Source organism: Haoranjiania flava (assembly GCF_025631005.1).
Taxonomy (GTDB): domain Bacteria; phylum Bacteroidota; class Bacteroidia; order Chitinophagales; family Chitinophagaceae; genus Haoranjiania; species Haoranjiania flava.
In genome coordinates this window covers 62,831-87,716 of record NZ_JAOTPL010000013.1, presented here as the reverse complement: position 1 = coordinate 87,716, position 24,886 = coordinate 62,831, and the positions used below count along the sequence as shown (strand labels likewise).

At 42.8% G+C, this 24,886-nt stretch carries 16 protein-coding genes; 14 read left to right on the top strand and 2 right to left on the bottom strand.

The window, feature by feature from the left end:
* Positions 1-101 precede the first annotated feature (101 nt).
* The 6 genes from OD355_RS09765 (at position 102) to OD355_RS09740 (ending at position 7,131) form a co-directional block, all read left to right on the top strand.
* Entirely contained in the window at positions 102-1,355 is a 1,254-nt protein-coding gene (locus OD355_RS09765) for a PQQ-dependent sugar dehydrogenase (protein WP_263038286.1), read from the top strand.
* Positions 1,356-1,367: 12 nt separating this feature from the next.
* Positions 1,368-1,754, top strand: a complete 387-nt coding sequence (locus tag OD355_RS09760; protein ID WP_263038285.1) for an RNA-binding S4 domain-containing protein — start codon at positions 1,368-1,370, stop codon at positions 1,752-1,754.
* Positions 1,755-1,766: 12 nt separating this feature from the next.
* A complete protein-coding gene (locus OD355_RS09755; protein WP_263038284.1) occupies positions 1,767-2,693 on the top strand; it encodes a homoserine kinase in 927 nt (308 codons plus the stop codon).
* Between the two features lie 61 nt (positions 2,694-2,754).
* The gene (gene thrC / locus OD355_RS09750) at positions 2,755-4,059 is read left to right on the top strand and encodes a threonine synthase (protein WP_263038283.1); all 1,305 of its coding nucleotides are present in this window, start codon (positions 2,755-2,757) and stop codon (positions 4,057-4,059) included.
* A 44-nt stretch (positions 4,060-4,103) separates the two neighbouring features.
* A complete protein-coding gene (locus OD355_RS09745) occupies positions 4,104-5,876 on the top strand; it encodes an aminopeptidase P family protein (RefSeq protein ID WP_263038282.1) in 1,773 nt (590 codons plus the stop codon).
* 37 nt (positions 5,877-5,913) lie between these two features.
* Positions 5,914-7,131, top strand: coding sequence for an ROK family transcriptional regulator (locus OD355_RS09740; RefSeq protein ID WP_263038281.1), 1,218 nt, complete (start codon positions 5,914-5,916; stop codon positions 7,129-7,131).
* A gap of 456 nt (positions 7,132-7,587) precedes the next feature.
* Here the strand turns inward: OD355_RS09740 and OD355_RS09735 are convergent, their stop codons facing one another.
* A complete protein-coding gene (locus OD355_RS09735; protein ID WP_263038280.1) occupies positions 7,588-9,027 on the bottom strand; it encodes a glycoside hydrolase family 140 protein in 1,440 nt (479 codons plus the stop codon).
* Positions 9,028-9,329: 302 nt separating this feature from the next.
* On the opposite strand from OD355_RS09735, the gene OD355_RS09730 reads away from it, so the two are divergent.
* The 5 genes from OD355_RS09730 to OD355_RS09710 are packed head-to-tail and all read left to right on the top strand — an operon-like array spanning position 9,330 to position 16,717.
* A complete protein-coding gene (locus OD355_RS09730; protein ID WP_263038279.1) occupies positions 9,330-10,361 on the top strand; it encodes a glycoside hydrolase family 5 protein in 1,032 nt (343 codons plus the stop codon).
* A gap of 44 nt (positions 10,362-10,405) precedes the next feature.
* Positions 10,406-12,355 carry a sialate O-acetylesterase gene (locus OD355_RS09725; RefSeq protein ID WP_263038278.1) on the top strand — a complete coding sequence of 650 codons (1,950 nt, stop codon included), beginning with the start codon at positions 10,406-10,408 and terminating at the stop codon, positions 12,353-12,355.
* 11 nt (positions 12,356-12,366) lie between these two features.
* Positions 12,367-15,063 carry an alpha-L-rhamnosidase gene (locus OD355_RS09720; protein ID WP_263038277.1) on the top strand — a complete coding sequence of 899 codons (2,697 nt, stop codon included), beginning with the start codon at positions 12,367-12,369 and terminating at the stop codon, positions 15,061-15,063.
* 11 nt (positions 15,064-15,074) lie between these two features.
* Positions 15,075-16,433 (top strand): FAD-dependent oxidoreductase, encoded by a 1,359-nt coding sequence (locus OD355_RS09715; RefSeq protein WP_263038276.1) that lies wholly within the window; start codon positions 15,075-15,077, stop codon positions 16,431-16,433.
* Between the two features lie 11 nt (positions 16,434-16,444).
* Complete coding sequence (locus OD355_RS09710) at positions 16,445-16,717, top strand: hypothetical protein (protein ID WP_263038275.1); 273 nt, start codon at positions 16,445-16,447, stop codon at positions 16,715-16,717.
* Positions 16,718-17,190: 473 nt separating this feature from the next.
* Here OD355_RS09710 and OD355_RS09705 read toward each other — a convergent pair whose 3' ends face one another.
* Positions 17,191-18,069 carry a helix-turn-helix domain-containing protein gene (locus tag OD355_RS09705; protein WP_263038274.1) on the bottom strand — a complete coding sequence of 293 codons (879 nt, stop codon included), beginning with the start codon at positions 18,067-18,069 and terminating at the stop codon, positions 17,191-17,193.
* Positions 18,070-18,502: 433 nt separating this feature from the next.
* On the opposite strand from OD355_RS09705, the gene OD355_RS09700 reads away from it, so the two are divergent.
* From OD355_RS09700 to OD355_RS09690, 3 genes are all read left to right on the top strand, one after another.
* Positions 18,503-20,323, top strand: coding sequence for a sodium:solute symporter family protein (locus OD355_RS09700; protein ID WP_263038273.1), 1,821 nt, complete (start codon positions 18,503-18,505; stop codon positions 20,321-20,323).
* Between the two features lie 79 nt (positions 20,324-20,402).
* Positions 20,403-21,617, top strand: a complete 1,215-nt coding sequence (locus OD355_RS09695; RefSeq protein WP_263038272.1) for a glycoside hydrolase family 130 protein — start codon at positions 20,403-20,405, stop codon at positions 21,615-21,617.
* A 56-nt stretch (positions 21,618-21,673) separates the two neighbouring features.
* A complete protein-coding gene (locus OD355_RS09690) occupies positions 21,674-24,886 on the top strand; it encodes a SusC/RagA family TonB-linked outer membrane protein (protein ID WP_263038271.1) in 3,213 nt (1,070 codons plus the stop codon).

Sequence of the window (24,886 nt, the reverse complement as noted above, 5' to 3'; positions counted from 1 at the left end):
TAACCATAAAGATTAAGAATCTATACCAACCGGGAATGAATATTGAATCTAAAAAAGATGGTTATTCCATGTGACAACTGAAAAACAAATAAAATATACACATGAAAACTCTTTTTATCACTACACTGGCTCTTGGGGCATTCATCACAATGTCTTCCTCCAATTGCAGGGAAAATAAACAGGCTGAAAACACAACCATAAATGATACTACCGGTAAAAACCTGCCACCCGTAGAAACAAATCCGCCAAACACGCCTGCCTATAAACCAGCCTTCGCAGGACAAACCAGGATCAATGGCGTAAAGACCACCACTCCCATAGAAACAAAAGTGCTGGCCGAAAGCATCGGCAAGCCTTGGGCAATCATCAACCTGCCGGGCAATAGGTTTCTGGTAACTGATAAAACCGGTTTCATGCAGATATTTTCTGCTGAGGGAAAATTGTTGTCAAAAATTACCGGCTTTCCCGATGTGGACGCACGCGGGCAAGGCGGCCTGCTGGATGTAGCCCTCGATCCGGACTTTGCCAACAACAAAGTGATTTATTGGGCCTATTCTGAAAAAAGAGACGACGACCTTAACCTTACCGCAATAGCCAGAGGCAGGATATCCGGCGATGAAAAAACCATTGAAAACCCCTTCGTGATTTTCAGGGCAGAACCGTATTTTAAAAGCACTTTACACTATGGCTGCCGCCTGGCTTTTGACAAATCGGGCTATCTTTATGCTACAGTTGGTGAGCGCTCAGTAATGGAAGGCAGAATGCAGGCACAGGACCTCAGCTCCGGATTGGGCAAAATATTTAAGATCACTAAAGAAGGCAAACCTGCTCCGGGAAATCCTTTCCTGAATACGCCCAATGCAAAGCCAGAAATATATTCATACGGCCACAGAAGCCCGCAGGGATTAGACTTTCATCCCGTAACCGGCGAACTTTGGGAAACTGAGATGGGGCCCAAGGGAGGAGACGAAGTAAACCTGATTAAGCCCGGCAAAGACTATGGCTGGCCAACCATTACCTATGGCGTGGAATACAGCGGTAAAACCATTGGCCAAGGCATTACCCAAAAAGAAGGAATGGAACAGCCGGTTTACTACTGGGATCCCAGCCCGTCGCCAAGTGGTTCTGCATTTTATGCCGGCAATACGGTACCTGAATGGAAAAATAATTTTTTCATTGGCATGTTGGGCGGCCAGCACATCGTACGCCTTGTAATAGAAAATAACAAAGTTACCGGAGAAGAAAGGCTGTTGCAGGATATGAATGAAAGATTCAGAGACCTGACAGAAGGGCCCGATGGCGCCATTTACGCTGTCACAGACTCGGGTAAAATTATCCGTATGGGTAAAAAATAAATCGGAGGATATATGAGTGTGGAGAATAAAGTAAGAATTGATAAATACCTGTGGTCTATACGTATTTTTAAAACAAGAAGCCAGGCCTCGGAGGCATGTGAAAAAGGCAGGGTAAGATTGCATGGAGATGCAGTAAAGGCTTCCAGAGCCGTGAACCTCAACGATGAGTACGAAGTAAAAACCGATAGCCGTAAATGGGTAATAAAAGTTTCGGGCATTATCGATAAACGTGTAGCTTATTCCGAAGCAATAAAAAATTATATAGACCTTACGCCTGCTGAAGAACTGGAAAAAATGAAATTCCTCACTTCCAGTTTCCATACCGGTAAGCGGCTGAGTAAGATAGGCAGGCCTACTAAACGTGACCGCCGTGATATTGACGATTTCCTGAATGATTAGAAAAATTTTGTAATGAGTAAAAGTTGTGTTGTATATGCGCCGGGTACAGTAGCCAACCTGGTTTGTGGTTTTGACATCCTGGGTTTATGCCTCAGCGATCCGGCAGATAAAATGGAAGTGCGTTTGCTGCACGAAAAAAAAATTATTATCAAAAGCGCTGATGGTTATCCTTTGCCCGAGAATCCTGAAGAGAATACAGCGGGCGCTCCCATCATTGAGATGCTCAGGGAAATTAATGAGGAGGTGGGTTTTGAAATACTCATTCACAAGCACATCAAGCCCGGAAGTGGCATAGGTTCCAGTGCGGCGAGTGCAGCAGGGGCCGTAGTTGCAGCAAACCATTTATTGGGAAACCGCTTTCCCAAATCCGATTTATTGCGCTTCGCTATGTTCGGCGAAAAAGTTGCCAGCGGCGTAAAGCATGCAGACAATGTGGCGCCCTGTATTTACGGCGGCATTACACTTATCCGTTCTATCAGCCCGCTGGATGTGATCCCGCTGGATGCGCCCGATCTTTTCGTCACTATCGTACATCCGCAGATAGAAGTACGTACAGCCGATGCAAGAGCGGTGCTCAGGCAGAATGTACAACTGAAAAGTGCCATCAGGCAATGGGGAAATATCGCCGGGCTGGTAGCCGGCATTTGCAATAAGGATCCCGATCTTATCGGCCGCTCCCTCGAAGATGTGATTATTGAACCAATACGCAGCCAACTGATACCGGGCTTTGCAGAGGTGAAAGAAAAATGCAGGCAGGCAGGCGCGTTGGGCGGAGGCATATCGGGTTCGGGGCCATCAATTTTCATGCTGAGTAAAAATGAACAGACAGCCAAAGACGTAGCTGCCGTAATGCAAAACATTTACCACAACCTGGGCATAGATTTCTATACGTATATGTCGCAGATCAACAAAGAAGGCGTTAAAGTGGTAAGTAATTAGTAAATTGCTGCCTCCTATACTTCTATGATTTAAATTATAAAAAAAACCGTACAACCCATACATGCAATATTACAACCTGAAGAATCAAGCTGAAGTTGTGAGCTTTGAAGAAGCTACGTTAAAAGGTTTAGGCTCCGGCAAAGGGCTATATTTCCCGCAGGAGATACCACGTCTTTCCACAGATTTTATGAAGTATATCGGCAGGCATTCAAAAGAAGAGATCGGTGTAGAGGTGATGAAGCCTTATGTTGCAGGCTCGCTGCCGGACAATGTGCTGGAAGATATAGTGCGTGACACCATCAACTTTCCTTTTCCGCTAATGAAGATCAATGAAAACATCTATTCATTGGAATTGTTTCACGGCCCTACCTTTGCTTTTAAAGATGTAGGGGCCCGTTTTATGAGCCGCTGTCTCGCCTACTTCAACAGGAACAGTGACACCAAAACTACGGTGCTGGTTGCTACTTCCGGAGATACCGGCGGCGCCGTAGCCAATGGGTTTGAAGGTATTGACAATGTAAACGTGGTAATCCTCTACCCTTCGGGAAAAGTAAGCCACGTGCAGGAATTGCAGCTTACTACCGGCGGCAATAACATTACGGCGCTTGAAGTAAAAGGCACTTTTGATGACTGCCAGGACCTGGTAAAAAAGGCTTTTGCTGACGAGGATTTAAACAAAAAATTAAAACTTACTTCGGCCAACTCTATCAACGTAGCAAGATGGCTGCCACAGCAGTTGTATTACTTTACCGGTTATACCCAATGGATCAACCAGAATACAGAGCCGCCTGTAATCAGCGTACCCAGCGGCAACTTCGGCAACATCTGCGCAGGCATACTGGCACACATTTCGGGCCTGCCTGTAAAACACTTTATTGCTGCTTGCAACGTAAATGATACCATACCGCGCTTCCTGCAAAACGGCAGCTATGACCCGAAACCCGCAGTATCAACGGTTTCCAATGCTATGGACATTGCCGAGCCAAGCAACTTTGTAAGGATACTTGAAATATTCAACGAAAATATTTCATCGCTTAAAGAAGTGCTTAGCAGCATCAGCGTGGATGATGAAACTACCAAAGATACCATCCGGGATATTTATTACAGGGAGCACTACCTGCTCGACCCGCATGGAGCTGTTGCATTCATTGCCCTGAGAAAATACCTGGAAACGCATCCGCAGGACCAAGGGCTGATACTTGAGACCGCCCACCCCGTAAAGTTTCCCGATGTGATTCAGCATGAGCTTAAAATCGGAGTACCGGTGCCGCACCGTGCAGAACATCTATTTAAAAAAGAAAAGCACAGCGTTGTTATAAATCCTGACTTCAACGAGGTAAAAGATTTCTTAATGGCGCATGCCTGACCGGTTTTACAATAGTTCTTCTTACAGATTTTAATTGTTTAAAAATGACTACTAAAGAAAAAATAACCCTGTTGCAGCAGGCTATGCAGCAGGAAAATATTGATGCATTTGTTGTTTATTCAGCCGACCCGCATATGAGTGAATACCTGCCGGAAGAATGGCAGGAAAGACGCTGGCTGTCAGGCTTTACGGGCTCTGCAGGCTTTATAGTAGTCTCCGCAAACAAAGCGGCCTTGTGGACAGACGGCAGGTATTTTGTACAGGCGCCCATTGAACTGGAAGGCTCCGGCATAGAATTGATGAAAGACGGCGTTGAAGGCACCCCGGATTATATTGAGTGGATTAAAAATGAAGTTCCTGAATCGGGAACCGTGGCGGTAAACGCACTTGCAACCTCCAACACCAACTGGGAAAACCTGCAACAGAAATTGTCTGCCAGAAATATACAGGTAGCAGACAAACCTTTACTCAAAAACATCTGGACCAACAGGCAGGCAGCAGCAGAAAAACAGCCGGTTTATGTGCATCCCGTTGAGCGTGCCGGCAGATCTGTAAAAGAAAAACTCGCAGACATCCGCAGCAAAATGGATGCGCTGGAAGCTACTGCACACATCATTTCCAGCCTGGACGATGTGGCGTGGACGCTTAATCTCCGGGGAAGTGATGTGGAATGCAACCCGGTATTTTTAAGCTACATCGTGCTTACAAAAAACGATGCAGTATTGTTTGTCGATCCTGAAAAAATGCATGAAGAAGCTAAAGCCTCTATGGCCGATGCCGGGGTAAAAATCATGGAGTACACAAACTTTTTCCCTTACCTGCAAAACTTTCATGATGAGAAAATATTGATATCGCCCAACAGCAACCAGGCTATTTTTGATGCTTTAAAAAACAGGAATAGCTTTATCAAAGCTGCGGTGCCAGGCAATCTCATGAAAGCCATTAAAAACGAAACCGAGCTGGAAGGCTTCAGAACAGTGATGCAGCGCGATGGAGTGGCCATGGTAAAATTCCTGTATTGGCTTACCCACGCTGCGGGCCGGGAGGAGATGGATGAATTTTCAATTGCTGAGCAACTGCGTAGCTTCCGCGCAGAGGGCGAAAACTTTGTGGGCGAAAGCTTTGGCAGCATTATCGGCTACCGCGGCAATGGCGCTATTGTACATTATGCTCCCAAAAAAGAAGGCTGCAAAAAGGTTCATGCCGAAGGCAGCATTTTAATTGATTCCGGCGGGCAATACCTGGAAGGTACTACCGACATTACACGTACATGGGCGCTGGGAAATGTATCGGAAGAATTTAAAACAGATGCCACCCTGGTGCTGCAAGGCATGATACGTTTATCTATGGTCAAATTTCCAAAAGGCACCAAGGGCGTACACCTGGATGCTATTGCCAGGCTGCCTTTATGGATGCATGGCAAAGATTACGCGCACGGCACAGGCCATGGCGTAGGGAGTTTTATGAATGTACATGAGGGCCCGCAGAACATACGCAAAGACATGAACCCGCAGGAGCTTATTCCGGGCATGGTATGCTCTAACGAGCCGGGATTTTATAAAGAAAATGAATACGGCATCAGGCACGAAAACCTGGTAGCCGTAAAAGAAGCAGAGAAAACTATATCCGGACAGTTTTACGAATTTGAAACGCTGACCATCTGCCCCTTCTTCAAAAATATTATTGTGAAGGAATTACTTTCACAGGAAGAGATCAACTGGCTTAACGATTATCATAAAAGGTGCGAAGAAAAACTATCGCCCGCTTTAGAGGGTGAGGTGAAAGAATGGTTCCTGGATCTGGTGCAGCCGTTGTAAGATTTTGTTGCTATCTTGTAAGATAAAAGCTTAGAGAATGAGCAAAGAAAAAGAAAAGTTATTTGAGTTTTTTTCCAAACAGCCGGTAACCGGCGTTGCTTATAAAAATAAAGCGCGTAAGAGAAAGATCATCAATTACCTTGATAAAAACGGTGAAACCATCATTGCCGAGCTGTCACAGGCTATCAATATTAGCGCGCCAACCGTTGCTGCGCTTATCAACGAACTTACGCAGGAAGGGCTCATTAAAGATTATGGCAAAATAGATTCTACCGGTGGCAGGCCGGCAAGCATGTATGGCCTGGTGGCCGACTCCTGCTATTTTATCGGCGTAGACGTAAGAAGCTATTACATCAATATCGGCCTGCTTGATTTTAAAAAAAACATGGTAAAGGTAAACATGAAAATACCTTTTCAACTGGAGAATACAGTAGCTTGTTTTAATGCCATCATTACCCAAATAAAAAATTTTATTGAAGAAACAGGCATTTCCAAAAACAGGATTCTTTCTCTTTGCATTAACCTGGGCGGGCGTATTAATTCAAGGAGCGGCATCAGCTACAGCTATTTCAATTTCAATGAAGACCCTTTGTCATCTATCATAGAAAAAGAAACCGGCCTAATCACTTTTATAGAAAATGATTCACGCGCTATGGCTTATGGCGAGTTTCACAAGGGCATTGTAAAGAATGAGAAGAACGTACTGTTCTTAAATCTTGATTACGGCATAGGCCTGGGCATACTGATAGACGGAAAAGTTTACTACGGCAAATCAGGCTTTAGCGGCGAGATCGGGCATATACCCTTCTTTGACAATGAAATACTGTGCCATTGCGGTAAAAAAGGGTGCCTTGAAACGGAGGCTTCAGGACGTGCACTGCTGCGGCTGTTCTTGGAGAAAGCAAAACAGGGTGTAAAATCCGGTGTGAATACGAAAAAAGACATCAGGCTGAATGATATCATTGAAGCTGCCAAAAAAGAAGATATGCTGTCCATAGACCTGCTGGCAGAAATCGGCGAAAAGATAGGGAGGGCCATAGCCATACTGATCAATATACTCAATGCAGAGATGGTGATACTCGGCGGCACGCTTGCTTCAACCGGCGATTATATTTACCTCCCGGCCAAAAGCGCTATCAATAAATATTCGCTCAACCTTGTGAACAACGATACGCAACTGGTGATGTCGGAGCTGGGCGAAAGAGCCGGCGTAGTGGGCAGTTGTCTTATAGCCAGGAATAAGCTGTTTGAATGATGACACCAAGTTTTCAGGCTAAGATCGCGGAAAAATTAGACGATCAGGGTTCTGCCCCTTCTCCTCGAGGAGAAGGCCGGGATGAGCAAGTGCTTCGCACATGGATGCCTGGTAGTGAAAGCCAGTTTTGTCTAAAAACTGCTTCAAAAACACCTTTCCGCCCCATGGCGCAATCTCTTTGCCAGTAAACGTTACAGCGCAATTTAGCTCCATATTTAGTCTAATGCTAAGCGTTAGAAAATCTAATGCGGATTCTGAGATTAATGAGACGACTTTATCCCATTGTGGTTTTCTTATAGGCTCTCATACCGGCAGTTTGTTTTGTACCTTCGATGGAACAGGTATTATCGCTTGTATCTACCATTGAACCGGAACACATATTCTTTCAGATAAGCGTGAAGGTGGTCTTTATAAGACTTATGATGAAATACAATAGCTACTATGCAGTAAATCCTTTTACATCTCAAGGGTTTTTAATCTTGCATTTCTATCATCCAACACTAAAACCCAATCATTACCCTTCCCTGCTCCCGGCGAAATAAACTCTTGGATATCCTCCTTAGTTGTTTTGATGATTTTTTCCGCTTTCCCGTTTCTCGGATTATACCACCAGGCCGTTATTAGTCGCCCTGAGATTTTCTTCATATTTATTTTAACAGGACCGCCTATAGGTAAATAAACAATAAAGAAAGAGCCGTCTTCAGCTTTCGCAGAACGGATATGTGTGCTGTCTCGCGGATTTTTTCCGTAAATAATAGACTGGTCGGGAACGAGTTTTGAAAATGGACGCAATTCGAACAGCTTTTTTAGATACTGCATGTCTTCGGCTCCCGGTCTGGTCAGCGCTTCTTTCCAATCGGTTAAGGCCGGAATTGAGAAAGCATTATTCTTTTTAAACATCTGCCAGACGGCGTTATTTCCATAAGTATAACCGCATGCCCCTGATAAGAAATTCCAGTAGGCATGTACACGAACATCATAATCTGTAAAAAAGCCCTCGGGAAAATAGCTTTTATCTTTTACCAGTCCCTGTTTATCCAGTATTTTTTTCTTCTTCGCCGGTTCATTCCAATCCATATAAACCCAGAATCTTACCGGAATATCTTCGTAAGCAGGCTCGCCGTCGATAAAAGGCTTTGCTGGTTTTTTCAACCAGTCTTCCTCTGCAAACTGGTAAACCGGCATGTAATGATGAGCATGTCCGCTTTGGTACATATTAAAGTCAAGCCAATCTTCGTTATGAAACCAATAAGATGAAGAGCTTTCTCCTGCCGGATGATAAGTAATAAGGTGCCTGCCGCCATCCCCTTTCTTAAGTCCCAAAGCCATCGCCTTCCAGATTTCGAACACTTCCTGATCCTGCACATCTCTGTCGCCTCCCAAAATCCAGATTACCGGCTGCTTTTTATAGCGGTTTCCAAGGAATTCGCCGAATGAAGACGCGTTATGTCGATTAAACACTACTGGGCCAGGTTCGGGGCGGTTGGAAGGAACCTTGTCTGCCCAGGTTGGAAGCATAGCAATGTATAATCCCAGTGAAGCTGCCTTATTCACTATAAAATCTACATGCATAAAATATCTTTCATTGGGCTTTTCGGGAGATAATCCGATAAGTGGCAAATCACCGTAAGCATTTGGAATACGGAGGCCGTCATTCTCTGCTAAAACGACAGCCTGAATAACGGTAAATCCTTGTCTTGCTCTCGTTTCGAGATATTCTGATGCTTCTTCGCGACTAAGTTTATGGAACAGCTCCCATGCGGTGTCACCAATCCAGAGAAAAGGCTTTCCATCCTGAGATTCAATATACCTTCCATTGCCGCTTATTTTTAATTGCTGTGCAGCGCTGAAGAAAATAGTCGAATGGATAAGAAGTAAAGTAAGTAGCGATTTCATTGTATAAATATCTGATATATGGTTCTAATATTAGAAATTAAAAAATGAAAAAGAGGTAAGAGATAATTTATAATCAGCATTAGTTATAAAAGTATCAGTAGTTATCTCGCCTATAATTGTTCTTTATCTGCTTTTTTGTTGCATTATTGGCCACAGCTCGAAGAGACTCTAACTTTTTACTCTTAAAGTCAATAATAGTCAATTATCAGGCAGAAAAGTATTACAACACCTTGTTTGTAAAAGATAATTTTGGGCTTAATCTAAATTAGTTTTCCAGCAGGAATTATAAAAATAGAATAATGATGAAACGATTAGTATTAGTAAGCTTATTGGCACTTGCAATATCCGGCAAGCCCGCTTATGCGCAGATTACAGAATTGCCGTTTGGTGTGAACCTTGCCGGAGCCGAATTTGCACATGATAAGATTCCCGGGATATATAATAAAAATTATATCTACCCAACTGCATCCGAGCTTGATTATTTCAAATCCAAAGGACTAACCCTGATCCGTTTGCCTTTTTTATGGGAAAGGATGCAGCCTGTTCTCAATCAAAACCTCGACAGCACAGAATTGAGCAGATTAAAAAGCTTTATAAAGGCAGCCCAGGACAGGAACATGTGGATAATTCCGGATATGCACAATTACTGCCGGCGCTATGAAAAGGGCACCCGTTATATTGTAGGCTCACCGGAAGTAACTATTGCTCATCTTGCTGATGCCTGGGGAAGACTTTCCATTGAGCTGAGATCTTTCAATAATATCTGGGGATACGGCATTATGAACGAACCCCACGACCTGCTGGATGATGTCCCATGGTTTGATATTGCTCAGGCAGTTATAGATAAAATCAGGAAAGTAGATAAAGAAACAGCAATTATGGTTGCAGGTGACAGCTGGAGTTCTGCCGAACGCTGGCCAGACTCCAGCGATAATCTTAAAAATCTGAAAGACCCTTCTAATAATTTAATTTTTGAAGGCCACGTTTATTTTGATGATGATGCCTCTGGTGCTTATCGCGGAAGCTATGATAAAGAAAATGCCGGAGAGACAGTCGGTATCAGCAGGGTCGCTCCTTTTGTGAATTGGTTAAAGCAGAATAATCTGCGTGGATTTATCGGTGAATACGGCGTGCCGGATGACGATCCGAGATGGCTGACTGCCTTGGATAAATTTTTAGCATATTTAAAACATAACGGTATTAACGGGACTTATTGGGCTGCCGGTCCCTGGTGGGGGAAATACCGGCTGGCGATAGAGCCTAAAAACGGCGAAGACCGCCCGCAGATGAAAGTTTTAGAGAAATATAAGTTTGCAAATAAAGTAATTAAATAAAGATGACCAACTCTATCACTTTTTTTAAAAAGACAGTTTTTCTAATGGCAGCAGCATTATCTACTGCATTATTTTCTTATGCCGATGTTCGCCTTCCTAAAATATTCGGGAGCGGAATGGTATTGCAGCGCGCTCAGCCTATTCCGGTTTGGGGATGGGCAGATAAAGGAGAAAAAATAACGGTGCAATTTAATGGCCGGCAAAAAACTGTAAAAACGGGCACAGACGGAAGATGGAAGCTCTTTTTAAATGCTGAAAATCACGGTGGCCCCTATCAGTTGATTATAAAAGGGAAAAATACGATTACGTTCAATGATGTATGGGTGGGTGATGTATGGGTGTGTTCGGGGCAGTCTAACATGGAATTTGTTCTCAACAGCGCTCAAAATGCCGAAGAAGAGATCAAAGCAGCAAATTACCCGAAGATCCGACATATTAAGATTCCCAGGGCTATGGCTTATCAGCCTGAAAATGATTTAGAACAGCCGGCAGTATGGGAAGCTGCAAGCCCGGAAACTGCCGGAAGATTTACAGCGGTTGGATATTTCTTTGCCCGGAAACTTCAGCAGGAACTGAACATTCCCATCGGGTTAATTCATTCATCTTGGGGCGGAACGGATATTGAAACCTGGATCAGCAGAGATGCACTTGAGAAAAGCAATCTTTTTGTAAGTGATGAAAAACTTGCCAGCCACGCTGATTTAGAATCATTAATCCGCCAGCGTAAAGAAAAAACTCTGAAGAAAATTAAAGAAACTCAGGGAGGCTTTGCTGATGCGGCGGCTGTGTCAAATTGGAAATCGGATACGTTTGATGACAACAGCTGGCCTCAGGTTAAAATTCCCGGCTTATGGGAACAGTCGGTACAAAACTTCGACGGCATCGTCTGGTTTCGGAAAACCATTCATCTTTCTGCTGCTGAAGCCGGAAAAGCTGCACAACTGGAGCTGGCCCGGATTGATGATTCCGATGATACGTATGTCAATGGTGCCCGTGTGGGAGGAATGCAGAATAAATATAACGACAGACGCATTTATTCTATCCCGGCCGGGCTATTGAAAGCTGGACAAAATGTTATATCTGTAAGGGTAGAAGATACTGGCGGCGGCGGCGGAATTTATGGAACTCCGGATGAGGTTAAGCTTACTATCGGTGCTAAAACCTATCCTCTGGCCTCGGCCTGGCGTTACCAGGTAGAAAAAGTTTTTGATAATTCAAGCGCCAATGCTGGGAATCCGAATGATTATCCAACTTTATTATATAATGCCATGATAAATCCGCTGATCGGTTATGCTATTAAAGGAGTAATCTGGTATCAGGGCGAAAACAATGCAGGCAGGGCATATCAATACCGGACTGCTTTTCCTCTGCTGATTAACGACTGGCGCAAGCGATGGGGGCAGGGGGATTTTCCTTTCTATTTTGTTCAGCTTGCAAGCTGGAAGGCTGCTAATGGAAACAGTAACAGCGGAAGTTCCTGGGCAGAACTGAGGGAGGCGCAGGCTATGACACTCGCGCTTCCGAATACCGGAATGGCGGTGACGATTGATATCGGCGAAACGGGGGATATTCATCCAAGAAATAAACAGGATGTGGGAAAACGGCTGGCGGCTGTGGCTTTAAACAAAACTTACGGCAAAGACAATGCTTTCAGCGGTCCGGTATTCGATACGATGCAGCTGGATGGAAATCGTGCCGTGCTTAGTTTTAAGTATGCTGAAAAGGGCTTAACGGCAAAAGATAAATACGGATATGTACGGGGATTTGAAATTGCAGGAAAAGATAAAAAGTTCTATTATGCAAAGGCTGTTATCCAGGGAAATAAAATCATAGTCTCAAATGAAAGTGTGCCAAATCCCGTTGCTGTAAGGTACGCTTGGGCGGATGATGCAGGCGATGCGAACCTTTATAATAAGGAAGGTTTTCCGGCAGCGCCATTCCGGACTGACCAATGGGATGGTATTACAAAAAATGCAAAATACACCGTTCGTTAAACAGTAAGAACTTGAAGAAAATAAATAAAACTGCGCTGTTAATTTTAGCTGCCTTATTCTTCCCGTCATTTTATGCGAAGTCCCAATGTAAACCAACTGCTCTTCGCTGTGAGTATCTGGAGAATCCCATTGGTGTAGATGTCAGCTCTCCCAGACTTACTTGGAATATAGCCGGCTGCAAAAACGCAGTTTCGCAAAAAGCCTATAAGATAGTTGCAGGAACGGATTCAACAGCTGTTGCTGCGGGGAAGGGAAATGTCTGGGAGTCGGGAAAAGTAAATTCCGATCGTATGCGTGTTCTATTTCCTGATAATATCCTCAAGCCATTTACCCGGCATTTCTGGTCTGTACAGATTTGGGACGATAAGGATAATGCTTCTGATATTTCGGTTTCGTTTTTTGAGACCGGATTAATGAACAGTCCCTGGCAGGAAAGCTGGGTTACTGACACCGACGATATTCATGTAAAGCAGGCGCCGTATTTTAGAAAAGTATTCCAAGCGGGTAAGAGAATTAAGTCGGCAAGGGCATATATCGCGGCAGCCGGCCTTTATGAACTGTATCTGAATGGCGAAAAGGCGGGAAACCACCGCCTCGACCCTATGTTTACCCGTTATGACCGGAGAACTTTATATTTAACACATGATGTTACGTCCCTGATTAAAAATGGAGCAAACGCCATTGGTGTACTGCTCGGTAATGGCTGGTATAATCATCAGTCTACCGCAGTCTGGTTTTTTGACCAGGCGCCCTGGAGGGCAAGGCCTAAATTCTGCCTCGATTTAAGAATCACATATGAAGATGGAACGATCGAAACAATATCTTCGGATACCCGTTGGAAAACTTCTTTTGGCCCATTGATCTTTAACAGCATTTATACGGCCGAACATTACGATGCACGGCTGGAGCAGAAGGGCTGGAATACTGCCGGTTTTGATGACTCTAAATGGAAAAATGCAATTTTCACTGCAGCACCATCTCAAAATATTGTTTCACAGCAACTACACCCTATCCGCGATGTAGAAGAAATCAAGCCGGTCAGTGTAAAAAAAATAAACCCATTCGTGTATGTTTTTGACCTGGGCAGAAATATATCAGGCGTAAGCCGCATTAGTGTAAGCGGACAAAAAGGAACTATCATTAAGCTGATTCATGCAGAGCGCCTGCGAAAAGATGGAAGAGCTGACCAGTCGAATATAGATTATCATTACCGTCCCACTGACGATACTGATCCTTTCCAGACAGATATTTTTATCCTTTCCGGCAATGAAGAAGAAAGTTTCCGGCCAAGGTTTAATTACAAAGGCTTTCAATATGTTGAAGTTATCAGCGATAAACCCATAGAATTGAGTCTGGAAAATTTAACAGCTTATTTCATGCACAGCGATGTTCCAGCTGCAGGCAGTATACATTCATCAAATAAAACCTTAAACAAAATCTGGAAGGCAGCTAATAATTCCTACTTGTCGAATTTGTTCGGTTATCCTACTGATTGCCCCCAGCGTGAAAAAAATGGGTGGACAGGAGATGCCCATATTGCTGTCGAGATGGGCTTGTATAATTTTGATGGCATCACCATTTATGAAAAATGGCTGGCCGATCACCGCGACGAACAGCTGCCCAATGGCGTCTTGCCGGCAATTATCCCAACCTCGGGCTGGGGTTACAACTGGGCCAACGGTGTCGATTGGACAAGTTCTATCGCCATTATCCCCTGGAATATTTATTTGTTCTATGGAGATGAACAGCTGCTTGAAAAAAGTTATGAAAGCATAAAAAAGTATGTCAATTATATTGACAGTAAAAGTCCATCTGGTTTGACAGAATGGGGATTGGGGGATTGGATACCTATTAAATCGAAGGCTGATATTGAGCTAACCTCCTCTGTTTATTTTTATGCTGATGCTGCCATTCTTGCTGAAGCCGCAAAACTTTTGGGTCGGGGAGAAGATGTTAAGAAATATTCGGATCTAGCACTGAAGATAAAAAATGCTATTAATGCTAAATTTTTGAACAGATCGACAGGTATTTATGCATCCGGTCTGCAGACCGAACTGAGCGCCCCGCTTTTTTGGGGAATTGTTCCCGAAAAATTAAAAGCAAAAACAGCAGAAAAGCTGGCTGCACGTGTAAAAGCGGACGGCGGAATGGATGTTGGGCTTCTGGGATCAAAGACTCTTTTAAATGCCTTGAGTGAAAATGGTTATGCCGATGCTGCCTATCAGCTGGCTTCCAGGGAAACTTATCCTTCCTGGGGATGGTGGATGAAAAACGGAGCAGCAACTTTGTATGAGAATTGGAAGATTGAGGGAAATAAAGATATATCATTAAACCATATCATGTTTGGCGAAATCAGCGCATGGTATTATAAAGCTTTAGGCGGTATTTTTCCCGACCCGGCAGCGCCCGGTTTTAAAAATATCATCCTTAAACCCAATTTTGTTACCGGTCTACAGTCGTTTGAAGCTTCGCACGAAGGCCCATATGGAAAGATTTTTTCTTCCTGGCAGAAAAAAGGCAGGAGTGTATATTATCATGTCATAATTCCACCGAACAGCACCGCTGATTTAATGCTTCCAGCAAAGAAAATGACAGCTGCCGGGAATGATTTAAAGCAAAAAATCCCGGTTATGCAAAAGAAAGAAAACGGTATGCTGTTCGCTTCATTGTCCGCGGGTGAGTATCAGTTTAAAATAGAATTATATTAAAAGAAACCAAAATGAATCGTAGAAATTTATTAAAAACAATCGGCATGGCTTCTGTTGGGGCCGCATCCACAAATCTGTTAAAAGGAGAGATTTTGCGGGAGCCGCATCAGTTGAAAAAGCAGGCTTTACAAACCGATATCCTGGTAATTGGCGGCGGTACCGCAGGTGTAATTGCAGCTATACAAGCGGGACGTGCCGGCCGTAAGGTTATTCTTATAGAAAATAATAGCCAGCTTGGCGGAACCACATCTACAGCAGGAGTTGCTTTTCCGGGAATATTTTTTGCGTGGGGAAAACAGGTAATTTCCGGTATAGGTTGGGAATTGGTACAGGAAACGGTTGCTTTAAACGATGATAAGCTGCCGGATTTTTCAATCCCTCACGGCGAACAGCACTGGCTGCACCAGGTGCGGGTGAACAGCTATTTGTATGCTGCGCTTGCAGAAGAGAAATGTCTCGATGCGGGCGTAAAAGTTCACTATTATGAAACTCCTGCAAAAATCGCTTTTAATAAGAATACCTGGAGGGTAAATGTTATCGGTAAAGGAACAGAAACAGAAATTACCTGCAATCAATTGATAGATTGTACCGGGAATGCTTATGCTGCTTATCTGGCCGGATTTGATTTGTTAAGGGAAGCAGAATCGCAGCCTGGAACGCTGATGTTTGAGATAGGAGGTTATGATTTCGGATCACTTGATCTGGAGTTGATCAAAGATAGTTATGAAAAAGCGTGTAATAGGGGAGAACTGGTAAGAAAGGAATTTCGTGGAGACATTGTAGGTTTATTAAGAAGTAAAGGCGATAACATTCAGCACATTGCAGGAGCCGACTCTGCCACATCGGTAAGTCATTCAAAGGCCAATATTGAGGGAAGGATGTCTTTATTGAAACATCTGCGCTTTATTAGAACATTGCCGGGCTGTGAAAAAGCAAGAATTATTACCATGAAAACAGAAACCGGCGTTCGTGAAACTTACCGGATAGACGGACATTATAAAATTACTCACGAGGATTATATTACTGCTAAAAAATTTGATGATGGCGTTTCATATTCTTATTATCCTATAGATCTGCATGATGAACATGGTGTAATCCCCCGGCAGCTGGTACCTGGAACCGTTCCTATGATTCCGCTGCGGTCGCTGATACCTAAAAAAAGCCGAAACTTCATTGTTGCAGGCCGTTGTTTAAGCAGCGATCGTTTAGCCAATTCTGCACTGCGTGTTCAGGCATCGTGTATGGGGATGGCACAAGCTGCAGCCGCTGCGGCAGTTTTAGCAAACCTGCAAAATAAATCGCCATTAGAAGTGCCGATAAGCGATATCAGGAAAATGATAGAGGAATACGGAGGAATAGCACCACAGTAACTGTAGTGCTGATGACAATAGATGTGCAAGAGAGAATTGTACTGTTTATATTTCTTCTGTTTACAGCCTTTGCGGCAGCAACTTCCCCGGCAGATACTACACGCTGTTTTCAATCTCAAACTACTGTAGGAAAGACTGTCCAGCCGCAAAAATATCTAATAAGCGTTAATGATTCTATCCATGATGATACGCTTTATCAAAACGTATCTGAAGAAGGGTATCCACTCTCCTATTCAGGAAGATTAAAACTGAAGCCTGCTTTGATCAAAAATACAGAGCTTTAATTAGTAATGAAAACTAGTATTTCCGAGAGGGCTACCCATGCTTTTCTCTCCGTAGTCCGGAATCTGAGCGTCTGCAATTGGTTCTTCTTGAAAAATTTTATCAGGTAAATAACAGCCTGAAATAATCCCTTGCTGAAAAGTTTACAACTGTAAACGAACTTCATGAAAGTAATTCATCAAATGGCTGTTGATCTAACCCAGGTTAATGTTCACAAGCAAGGATTCCTACTGGATATATTTTAGCAGCGGGAAATTACAATCCACAATTCTGCGTTAGATCACCAGTTTCTAAAAAAGATAAAGCCTATATCGGAAAAAAGCTTTTGAGGTCTTGGAGAAATATAAATCCTCAGACGATGAAGTGCTGTAAATGCTTGATAAGGATAAGTAAAAATTAAATAATTTCTTGTTGTTTTCATTGGCTGACCCATAATAAAATTTAGAGTTTTATCAAAAAAATATAAAACTCACTACTATACAAACACCCTGTTCCCTGAATAATTTTCCCTAAACTCTTTAGGCGTACAATTCTTTTTCTTTTTGAACAAGCGGTTGAAATTTGAAATATTATTAAAACCACATTGGTAGGCAACTTCACTGATAGAATGCGTAGTATCAATCAGCATACGGGAGGCATGGCCCAACCGGATTGCATTCAGGCTGTTGATAAATGTATTGCCCGTCCTTTTTTTGATAAAGCGGCTGAAGGATTCTTCTGTCATATTCACCAGAATGGCTACATCTTTCAGGCTGATTTCTTTATGGTAATTATTGTTCATGAATTCAAATACCTTTTCTAACCTGCGGCTGTTATAGTTAAAATTCTGGTTATTGATAAAGGATGCATCCGATAAAGTGAGCATATTCCTCGAAGCAGACAAATCATGCAATAGGCTAATCAAGTCTATGACTGAATCAAATCCGCTGCGCTGACTCAGAGAAAGTATCCTTGGCAGCACAGACTGGATCGTTTCTTTTGTAAAAGAAATTCCTTTGATACTTTTTTCGAACATCATGCGGATAAAGCTCAGTTGATTGCGCCTCAGGAACTTTTCATCAAAAAGATCTCTATGCCATTGAATAGTTATTTCTGTTATTGCCTCGCTCCTACATTCGTGTGTAAACCAGGCATGCGGCAGGTTCGGACCGACTAAAACCAGTTCTAAATCTTCGATAACTGCCACGTGGTCTCCCACAAGCCGTTTAGCTCCTTTAGCATTTACGATCAAATTCAATTCGTATTCTTCATGGTAATGAAAAGGGAAATCAAATTCCTTTTTCACCCTTGAAAATATGGTAAAAAAGTCATTTGGTGTAAGCGGAGTAATTTCCTTTACATAATTTTTGTTCATTTTTAGTATAATTTCAGGTGGGATTGGGGTAAAACAGTACAAATATAATGCAAAGCGGATATAAATGCATTACTCCATAGATTTCTATGCTTCACGCGAATAGAAATGTGTAATAGATTCTCGAAAATTTAAAAATTTTAAGACGAGAAGGTTCTCTCATAGCTTTTTTATGATGATGGTCGCTTCTATAAGCATCTTTTGGTAAGTCGTTTTTCAAAGGTGCTTACTTTTTTCCGTTTCAACATCTTACATTTTGAAGCAGTTGGGGATATAATTGAGGGTTACTATAAATATTAGTTAATAATCTTATAAATATCAGCTAAAAAAGTATTAGGCTTGACTTGATTATATCCTGAATTTTACAATTAATAAACATTAAATTAATACAGCGAATTCTAACGATTAGAATATTGAAGCCTCAAGATTTTTATATATGACCCTACACATAATTGATATTGTAATTATTCTCCTCTACCTGTGTATCATGGTGTTGATTGGATGGTATTTCCAAAAGAAAGCCAGTCTCAACAAAGAGAACTATCTGCTGGGCGGGAAATCACTGCCATGGTATTATTTAGGCCTTTCCAATGCTTCGGGCATGTTCGACATTTCCGGTACTATGTGGATGGTAACCCTTGCATTCGTATACGGCATTAAAAGTTTATGGCTGCCATGGCTCTGGCCTGTGTTTAATCAGGTGTTTTTAATGATGTATTTATCGGTCTGGCTAAGGCGGTCGAATGTTACCACAGGTGCAGAATGGATGGCAACGCGTTTCGGTTCCGACAAGCAGTCATCAATGGCGCAGTGGATTATTGTAGTATTTGCAATTTTGAGCTGTCTCGGTTTTCTGGCTTACGGCTTTGTGGGACTTGGAAAATTTGTAGAGATATTCATCCCTTGGGAGCTAGTAAGCCCATATATTCCCTTGGATATTCCAGCAGAATACGTGCCGCATTTTTACGGCATTGTTTTTACGTTGTTTTCTGTGGTTTACGCCATTATGGGGGGCATGAGCAGTATTGTAATCGCCGATGTGGTTCAATATGTGATTATGACTGTTGCGGCCATCGCTATAGGCATTATTGCCATGAACCAGCTGGCTTCGCATCAGCTTATTGTTCCCGAAGGCTGGTTCAGTCCTTTTTTCGGCAAATCTATGAACCTCGACTGGAGCCACATCATTCCGGAAGTAAATGAAAAGATAATCCGTGACGGCTATGAGCCTTTCAGCATATTTTTTACGCTGATGTTGATAAAAGGAATACTAGGAAGTCTCGCCGGACCGGCTCCTAATTATGATATGCAGAAGCTTCTTTCAACCAAATCGCCGAAAGAAGCAGCAAAAATGAGCGGCTTTGTAAGTGTAATCCTGCTTCCTACACGGTACCTGATGATTATGGGTTTTGCCATTCTTGGGCTGCTTTTTTTTAAAGAACTGAACCTCGAAAGTGCGTCGGGAATAGACTTTGAGAAAATTCTGCCTGCCGGAATCAGTGCTTTTGTTCCTCCGGGTTTGGTCGGCATATTGCTTGCTGGCCTGCTGGCTGCCTTTATCGGAACTTTTGCGGGTACATTGAACGCGGCTCAGGCATATATTCTCAATGATATTTACCTGAAATATATAAATCCAAAAGCTTCAGATAAGAAAGTATCACGCGTAGGCTATGCTGTAGGAATACTGGTGGTGGTTGTCAGCATTGCTTTAGGTTTTATGGCTAAGAATGTAAACGATGTACTGCAATGGATTGTAGGGGCATTATACGGCGGGTATATCGCGGCCAATGTATTGAAATGGCATTGGTGGCGCTTTAATGCCATGGGCTTTTTCTGGGGAATGATGACCGGAATAGCGGCGGCATTGGTGTTCCCGTACATCTTTACCGGCGTACCGCTGTACAGCTGGCCTTTACTATTCCTGATTTCGTTAGCAGGCTCTGTGGCTGGGACTTATCTAAGCCCTCCGACAGACCCTAAGGTATTAAAGAGCTTTTATAAAAGTATTCGTCCCTGGGGTTTCTGGGAACCGATAAAAGAAAAAGTAATAAAAGAAGACCCTTCATTCCGGCCGAATAAACGGTTCGGGCTGGATATGTTCAATGTCGCAATCGGGATTATCGCACAGTGTTGTCTCACATTGTTGCCGATGTACCTGGTGCTTTCAATGAAACTGCCGCTTATCATCACCATTACCATCCTGGTTGTCATCGGTCTCATCCTTAAAAGGACATGGTGGGATAAGCTCGAAGACTAAAGAATAAAGTCGAATTATAGACCCGTCAAATAAGATTTTAAGTAAGAAATATTAATGCTGGAAGAGAAAAATTTATTAAATGAGTACATATTTTGAAAAACGATTAACTGCATTGCAGGATGCTTATCTGGAACTGACTACAAAGAAGAATTATCCGGAGGAGCTGGGAAATGGGATATACAGCCGTTATAAAAATCCGATACTTACGGCCGCCCATGTGCCTTTAGAATGGCGTTATGATTTTAACTGCGAAACAAATCCTTTTTTACTGGAACGTTTTGGAATCAATGCTGCATTCAATTCAGGGGCCATTAAATTTAAGGGAAAATATATGGTAGCCGTGAGGGTTGAAGGTTTGGACCGGAAATCATTTTTTGCTATCGCGGAAAGCGATAATGGTGTGGATAATTTCCGTTTCTGGGAATATCCGATAGTAATGCCTGAAATTGATGAGCCGGAAACCAATATTTACGATATGCGTCTTGTAGAACATCAAGACGGATGGATATATGGTTTATTCTGTTCCGAAAAACGCGACCCATCAGCCCCCGAAGGAGACCAATCATCAGCAGTAGCGCAATGCGGCATTGCGCGTACCAAAGACCTGGTTAAATGGGAAAGGCTTCCAAATCTTAAAACAACTTCTCCGCAGCAGCGGAATGTTGTCCTGCATCCGGAGTTTGTAAACGGGCAATATGCTTTTTACACACGTCCGCAGGATAGTTTTATCGAAGCTGGAAAAGGCGGAGGCATCGGCTTCGGATTAAGCAAAAGTATTGAAAATCCGGTAATAGATGAAGAAATAATCATCGATAAAAAAGTTTATCATACAGTCTATGAACTTAAAAATGGTCTTGGCCCGGCTCCCATAAAAACGGAGAAAGGCTGGCTCCACCTGGCACATGGAGTGCGCAATACCGCGGCCGGACTGCGTTACGTGCTCTACCTATTTATGACCAGCCTGGAGGATATTACCAAAGTAATCCATAAACCTGGCGGATATTTTATGGCTCCCGAAAATGAAGAGAGAATAGGTGATGTAGCCAATGTTCTGTTTTCCAATGGCTGGATTACCGATGATGATGGAACGGTTTATATCTATTATGCTTCTTCAGATACCCGCCAGCACGTAGCAGTATCTACTATAGAAAAATTAATTGATTATGTGATAAATACACCTGAAGATGAATTCCGATCGGCTAATTCAGTGGAAATAGTGTGCGAGATTGTGAAGAAGAATAAAAAAGTGCTAGGAGAGTTTATGCGGCTAAATTCAATTAACAATCAACTTTAAACTGATTCTGCTTAAATACTCAACGTTAAACTAATTTTTATTAAATCAATTATCAAATGAAAGTATCTATCAAAATTCTCAGAAGTACCCTGTTGAACCCTCCTCAGGAAAAAGGGTTGGCAGGAGGAAGATGGAAAGCCTGGCGTGAAAGGCTTATCGGCTTAACAGTCGTTTTAATCTTCTGTCTATCGTCGACCTATGCCCAGGTTAATATCAGCGGTACGGTTAAAGATGCGCAGGGGGAGGCACTGCCTGGCGTAAGTGTTAGAGTAAAGGGGACACCAACGGGCGCTTCTACTGATGCTGACGGCCGCTACAGCATTGCAGTGCCAGGAAGTGAATCTGTGCTTGTTTTCTCATTTATAGGGTTTACCAATGTAGAAACTAAGGTGGGTTCCCGCACAGTTGTCAATGTAACAATGGAAATTTCTACCGAGAGTCTGGAAGAAGTAGTGGTAGTAGGTTACGGTACAATGCGGAAATCAGACGTTACTTCTTCTATTTCTTCTATCAGCGCTAAGGACATTAAAGATCTGCCTCAGGCAGGAGTTGACCAGATGCTGCAGGGTAAAGTTTCAGGAGTTACCGTAACAAATAACGGGGGGCAACCCGGCGGCGGAGTTTCGGTTAAAGTCCGTGGGAATACATCCATCAATTCCAACGAGCCTTTGTATGTTGTGGACGGAGTAATACAGGAAGCAAGAAACAGCTCCATCAGCTATGACCAGCTTGGCGGAGTAGGCGGACAGACAAGTCAAAGTGCAATTGCAGGACTTAATCCAAACGATATAGAAAATGTTGAGATACTAAAAGACGCATCAGCACAGGCAATTTATGGCTCCAGGGCTGCAAATGGGGTAGTTATCATTACAACTAAACGAGGTAAGGCCGGGCAATCAAAAGTGTCTTATGATGCATACTATGGCCTTTCAACTATTCCTAAAAAGCTTGATTTAATGGACTTAAGAGAGTTTGCCGCTTTTAGCAACAGTGTAAGACAAGAAATAGCAGCGGTAGAAAATACTTCTATGCTTCCTATTCCCGAGTTTCAAAAGCCGGAAATACTAGGAAAAGGTACTGACTGGCAGGATGCGATCTTCCGTACGGCAGGAATGCAGAACCACCAGTTATCTTTCTCAGGTGGAAGCGAAAAGACCAATTATTATCTGTCTTTAAATTACTTTGATCAGGAAGGTGTCGTAATAGGCTCTAACTATGACCGCTATTCTACGCGTTTCAATATTGACAATCACGTTAAAGACTGGCTTAAAGTAGGCTTGAGCTCCAGTTTTTCACGAAATAATCAGCGGGTAGCTTTAACTAATGGAACAGAAGGAACAGTGCAGCTGGCCGTTTATAATAGTCCGGCAGCTCCTGTTACTACCCTTAATGGTGAGTATGCAACTACCGTTTCTGTTGGAGGATATAATTTCGGAAATGCGCTCAATCCAGTAGCACGGGCAGAACTCAGAAAAGTAACAAAACTACAAAACCAGTTAACTGGAAATCTTTATGGTGAAATTGTATTCAACAAGAATTTCAAGCTAAGAAATGAATTGAACGTCAACTACAGCGGTATTGAAAACAAGGCTTTTCAGCCTAATGTTGTTTTGAGTTCAGGATATAATCTGATAGGGCCAAGTACCTTGAGGGAACAGCGAAGCAATAGCTTATATTATGCTTTGGTAAATTATTTGAACTATAGTCAAACTTTCAACAAGCACAGTGTAACATCCCAGTTAGGACATGAAGCACAAAGGACAAGTAGCAATAATATTGTAGGGATGAGGAGAAACCTTATTCTCAACTTTGAATCCCTGGCTGCAGGTGAACAGAATGGACAAACGCTCGACGGTAGTTATAATGATTGGGCCATGGAATCCTACTTTGCAAGAGCAGGTTATACATATGATGACAGGTTTTCATTAAACCTTTCTGCAAGGCGGGATGGATCATCAAGCTTCGGGCCAGATAACCGAATTGGTTATTTTACAGCTGCATCGGCAGGCTGGACTATAACCAACGAAAAGTTTGCTAAAAACTGGAAAACTGTAAACTATCTGAAAATGCGTGTTGGTGCAGGGTCGGTAGGTAACCAGTCTGCTGGTTCCAATAATTATACTACAAATATCCGGCTTTTTGCTTCAGGCCCGTTTGGAGCAGGTGGTATTCCGGATAATGTAGGTAATACAAAACTTGGATGGGAATCAGTAGTAACTTACAACGCAGGCATTGATGCTGGCTTGCTCAACAGGCGTTTAGAAGTTAAGGTAGATGTTTATGATAAAGTTACTACAGATATGCTGATGCGGAGCGAGCTGCCCATATTTACTGGCATTGGTACAAGCTGGGACGATATCAAATCTCCTTATGTTAATGCCGGAAATATGCGGAACCGTGGTATTGATATTGGTATTAATTCATATAATATTACAAAGCCTGACTTCAACTGGACTACCAATATTGTTTTCTCTCACTACAAAAATACACTGCGGAGATTAAATAATGACCAGGCAGCCTTAATGCGCTATACAGAATACGGAAATGCCGTAACGCTTACCCGGACTGTAATCGGGGGGCCGCTTGGCCGATTCTATGGTTTTGTAACTGATGGGTTGTTTGGCTCAGTTGCTGAAATACAAAACAGTGCTGATCAGGGGCTTGCTATCGGCCCTAAAGGTACATGGCTGGGTGATGTGAAATTTAAGGATTTGAATAATGATGATATTATTGACGATAAGGATGTGACTTTTATCGGGGATCCCAACCCTGATTTCACTTATGGTATTACAAACAGCTTTAAATACAAGGGTTTTGATTTGGGAATATTCCTGCAGGGAAGCTATGGCGGCGATATTTTAAATTATACCCGCCGGACTACTGAAAGATTATTCAGCCCGTATTTTAACCAGCTGGCAACAGTAACGAACCGATATTCTGCTGATAACCCTGATGGTAATATGCCTCGTTTTAATCAATGGCATAATAGTAACTGGCGTGTTTCCGATCGCTTCATTGAAGATGGTTCATATATGCGTATTCAAAACGTAACCCTGGGTTATAATCTTCCAGCAAAATTCATCAATAAAGTAAAAATGACCAATGCCAGAATTTACGTGACTGCCCAAAATCTATACACATTCACAAACTATTCAGGAGTGAGCCCTGAGCTGGGAGCATATAACAGCGATGTTTTAATGCAGAATGTTGATAATGGAAGTTATCCAAACCCACGCACTTTTAATTTTGGGATAAACGTGACTTTCTAA

Bases quoted from the DNA above. Each gene is read 5' to 3' on its own strand.
- OD355_RS09765 (WP_263038286.1), top strand. From the start codon at position 102: ATGAAAACTCTTTTTATCACTACACTGGCTCTTGGGGCATTCATCACA.
- OD355_RS09760 (WP_263038285.1), top strand. From the start codon at position 1,368: ATGAGTGTGGAGAATAAAGTAAGAATTGATAAATACCTGTGGTCTATA.
- OD355_RS09755 (WP_263038284.1), top strand. From the start codon at position 1,767: ATGAGTAAAAGTTGTGTTGTATATGCGCCGGGTACAGTAGCCAACCTG.
- thrC (WP_263038283.1), top strand. From the start codon at position 2,755: ATGCAATATTACAACCTGAAGAATCAAGCTGAAGTTGTGAGCTTTGAA.
- OD355_RS09745 (WP_263038282.1), top strand. From the start codon at position 4,104: ATGACTACTAAAGAAAAAATAACCCTGTTGCAGCAGGCTATGCAGCAG.
- OD355_RS09740 (WP_263038281.1), top strand. From the start codon at position 5,914: ATGAGCAAAGAAAAAGAAAAGTTATTTGAGTTTTTTTCCAAACAGCCG.
- OD355_RS09735 (WP_263038280.1), bottom strand. From the start codon at position 9,027: ATGAAATCGCTACTTACTTTACTTCTTATCCATTCGACTATTTTCTTC.
- OD355_RS09730 (WP_263038279.1), top strand. From the start codon at position 9,330: ATGAAACGATTAGTATTAGTAAGCTTATTGGCACTTGCAATATCCGGC.
- OD355_RS09725 (WP_263038278.1), top strand. From the start codon at position 10,406: ATGGCAGCAGCATTATCTACTGCATTATTTTCTTATGCCGATGTTCGC.
- OD355_RS09715 (WP_263038276.1), top strand. From the start codon at position 15,075: ATGAATCGTAGAAATTTATTAAAAACAATCGGCATGGCTTCTGTTGGG.
- OD355_RS09710 (WP_263038275.1), top strand. From the start codon at position 16,445: ATGACAATAGATGTGCAAGAGAGAATTGTACTGTTTATATTTCTTCTG.
- OD355_RS09705 (WP_263038274.1), bottom strand. From the start codon at position 18,069: ATGAACAAAAATTATGTAAAGGAAATTACTCCGCTTACACCAAATGAC.
- OD355_RS09700 (WP_263038273.1), top strand. From the start codon at position 18,503: ATGACCCTACACATAATTGATATTGTAATTATTCTCCTCTACCTGTGT.
- OD355_RS09695 (WP_263038272.1), top strand. From the start codon at position 20,403: ATGAGTACATATTTTGAAAAACGATTAACTGCATTGCAGGATGCTTAT.
- OD355_RS09690 (WP_263038271.1), top strand. From the start codon at position 21,674: ATGAAAGTATCTATCAAAATTCTCAGAAGTACCCTGTTGAACCCTCCT.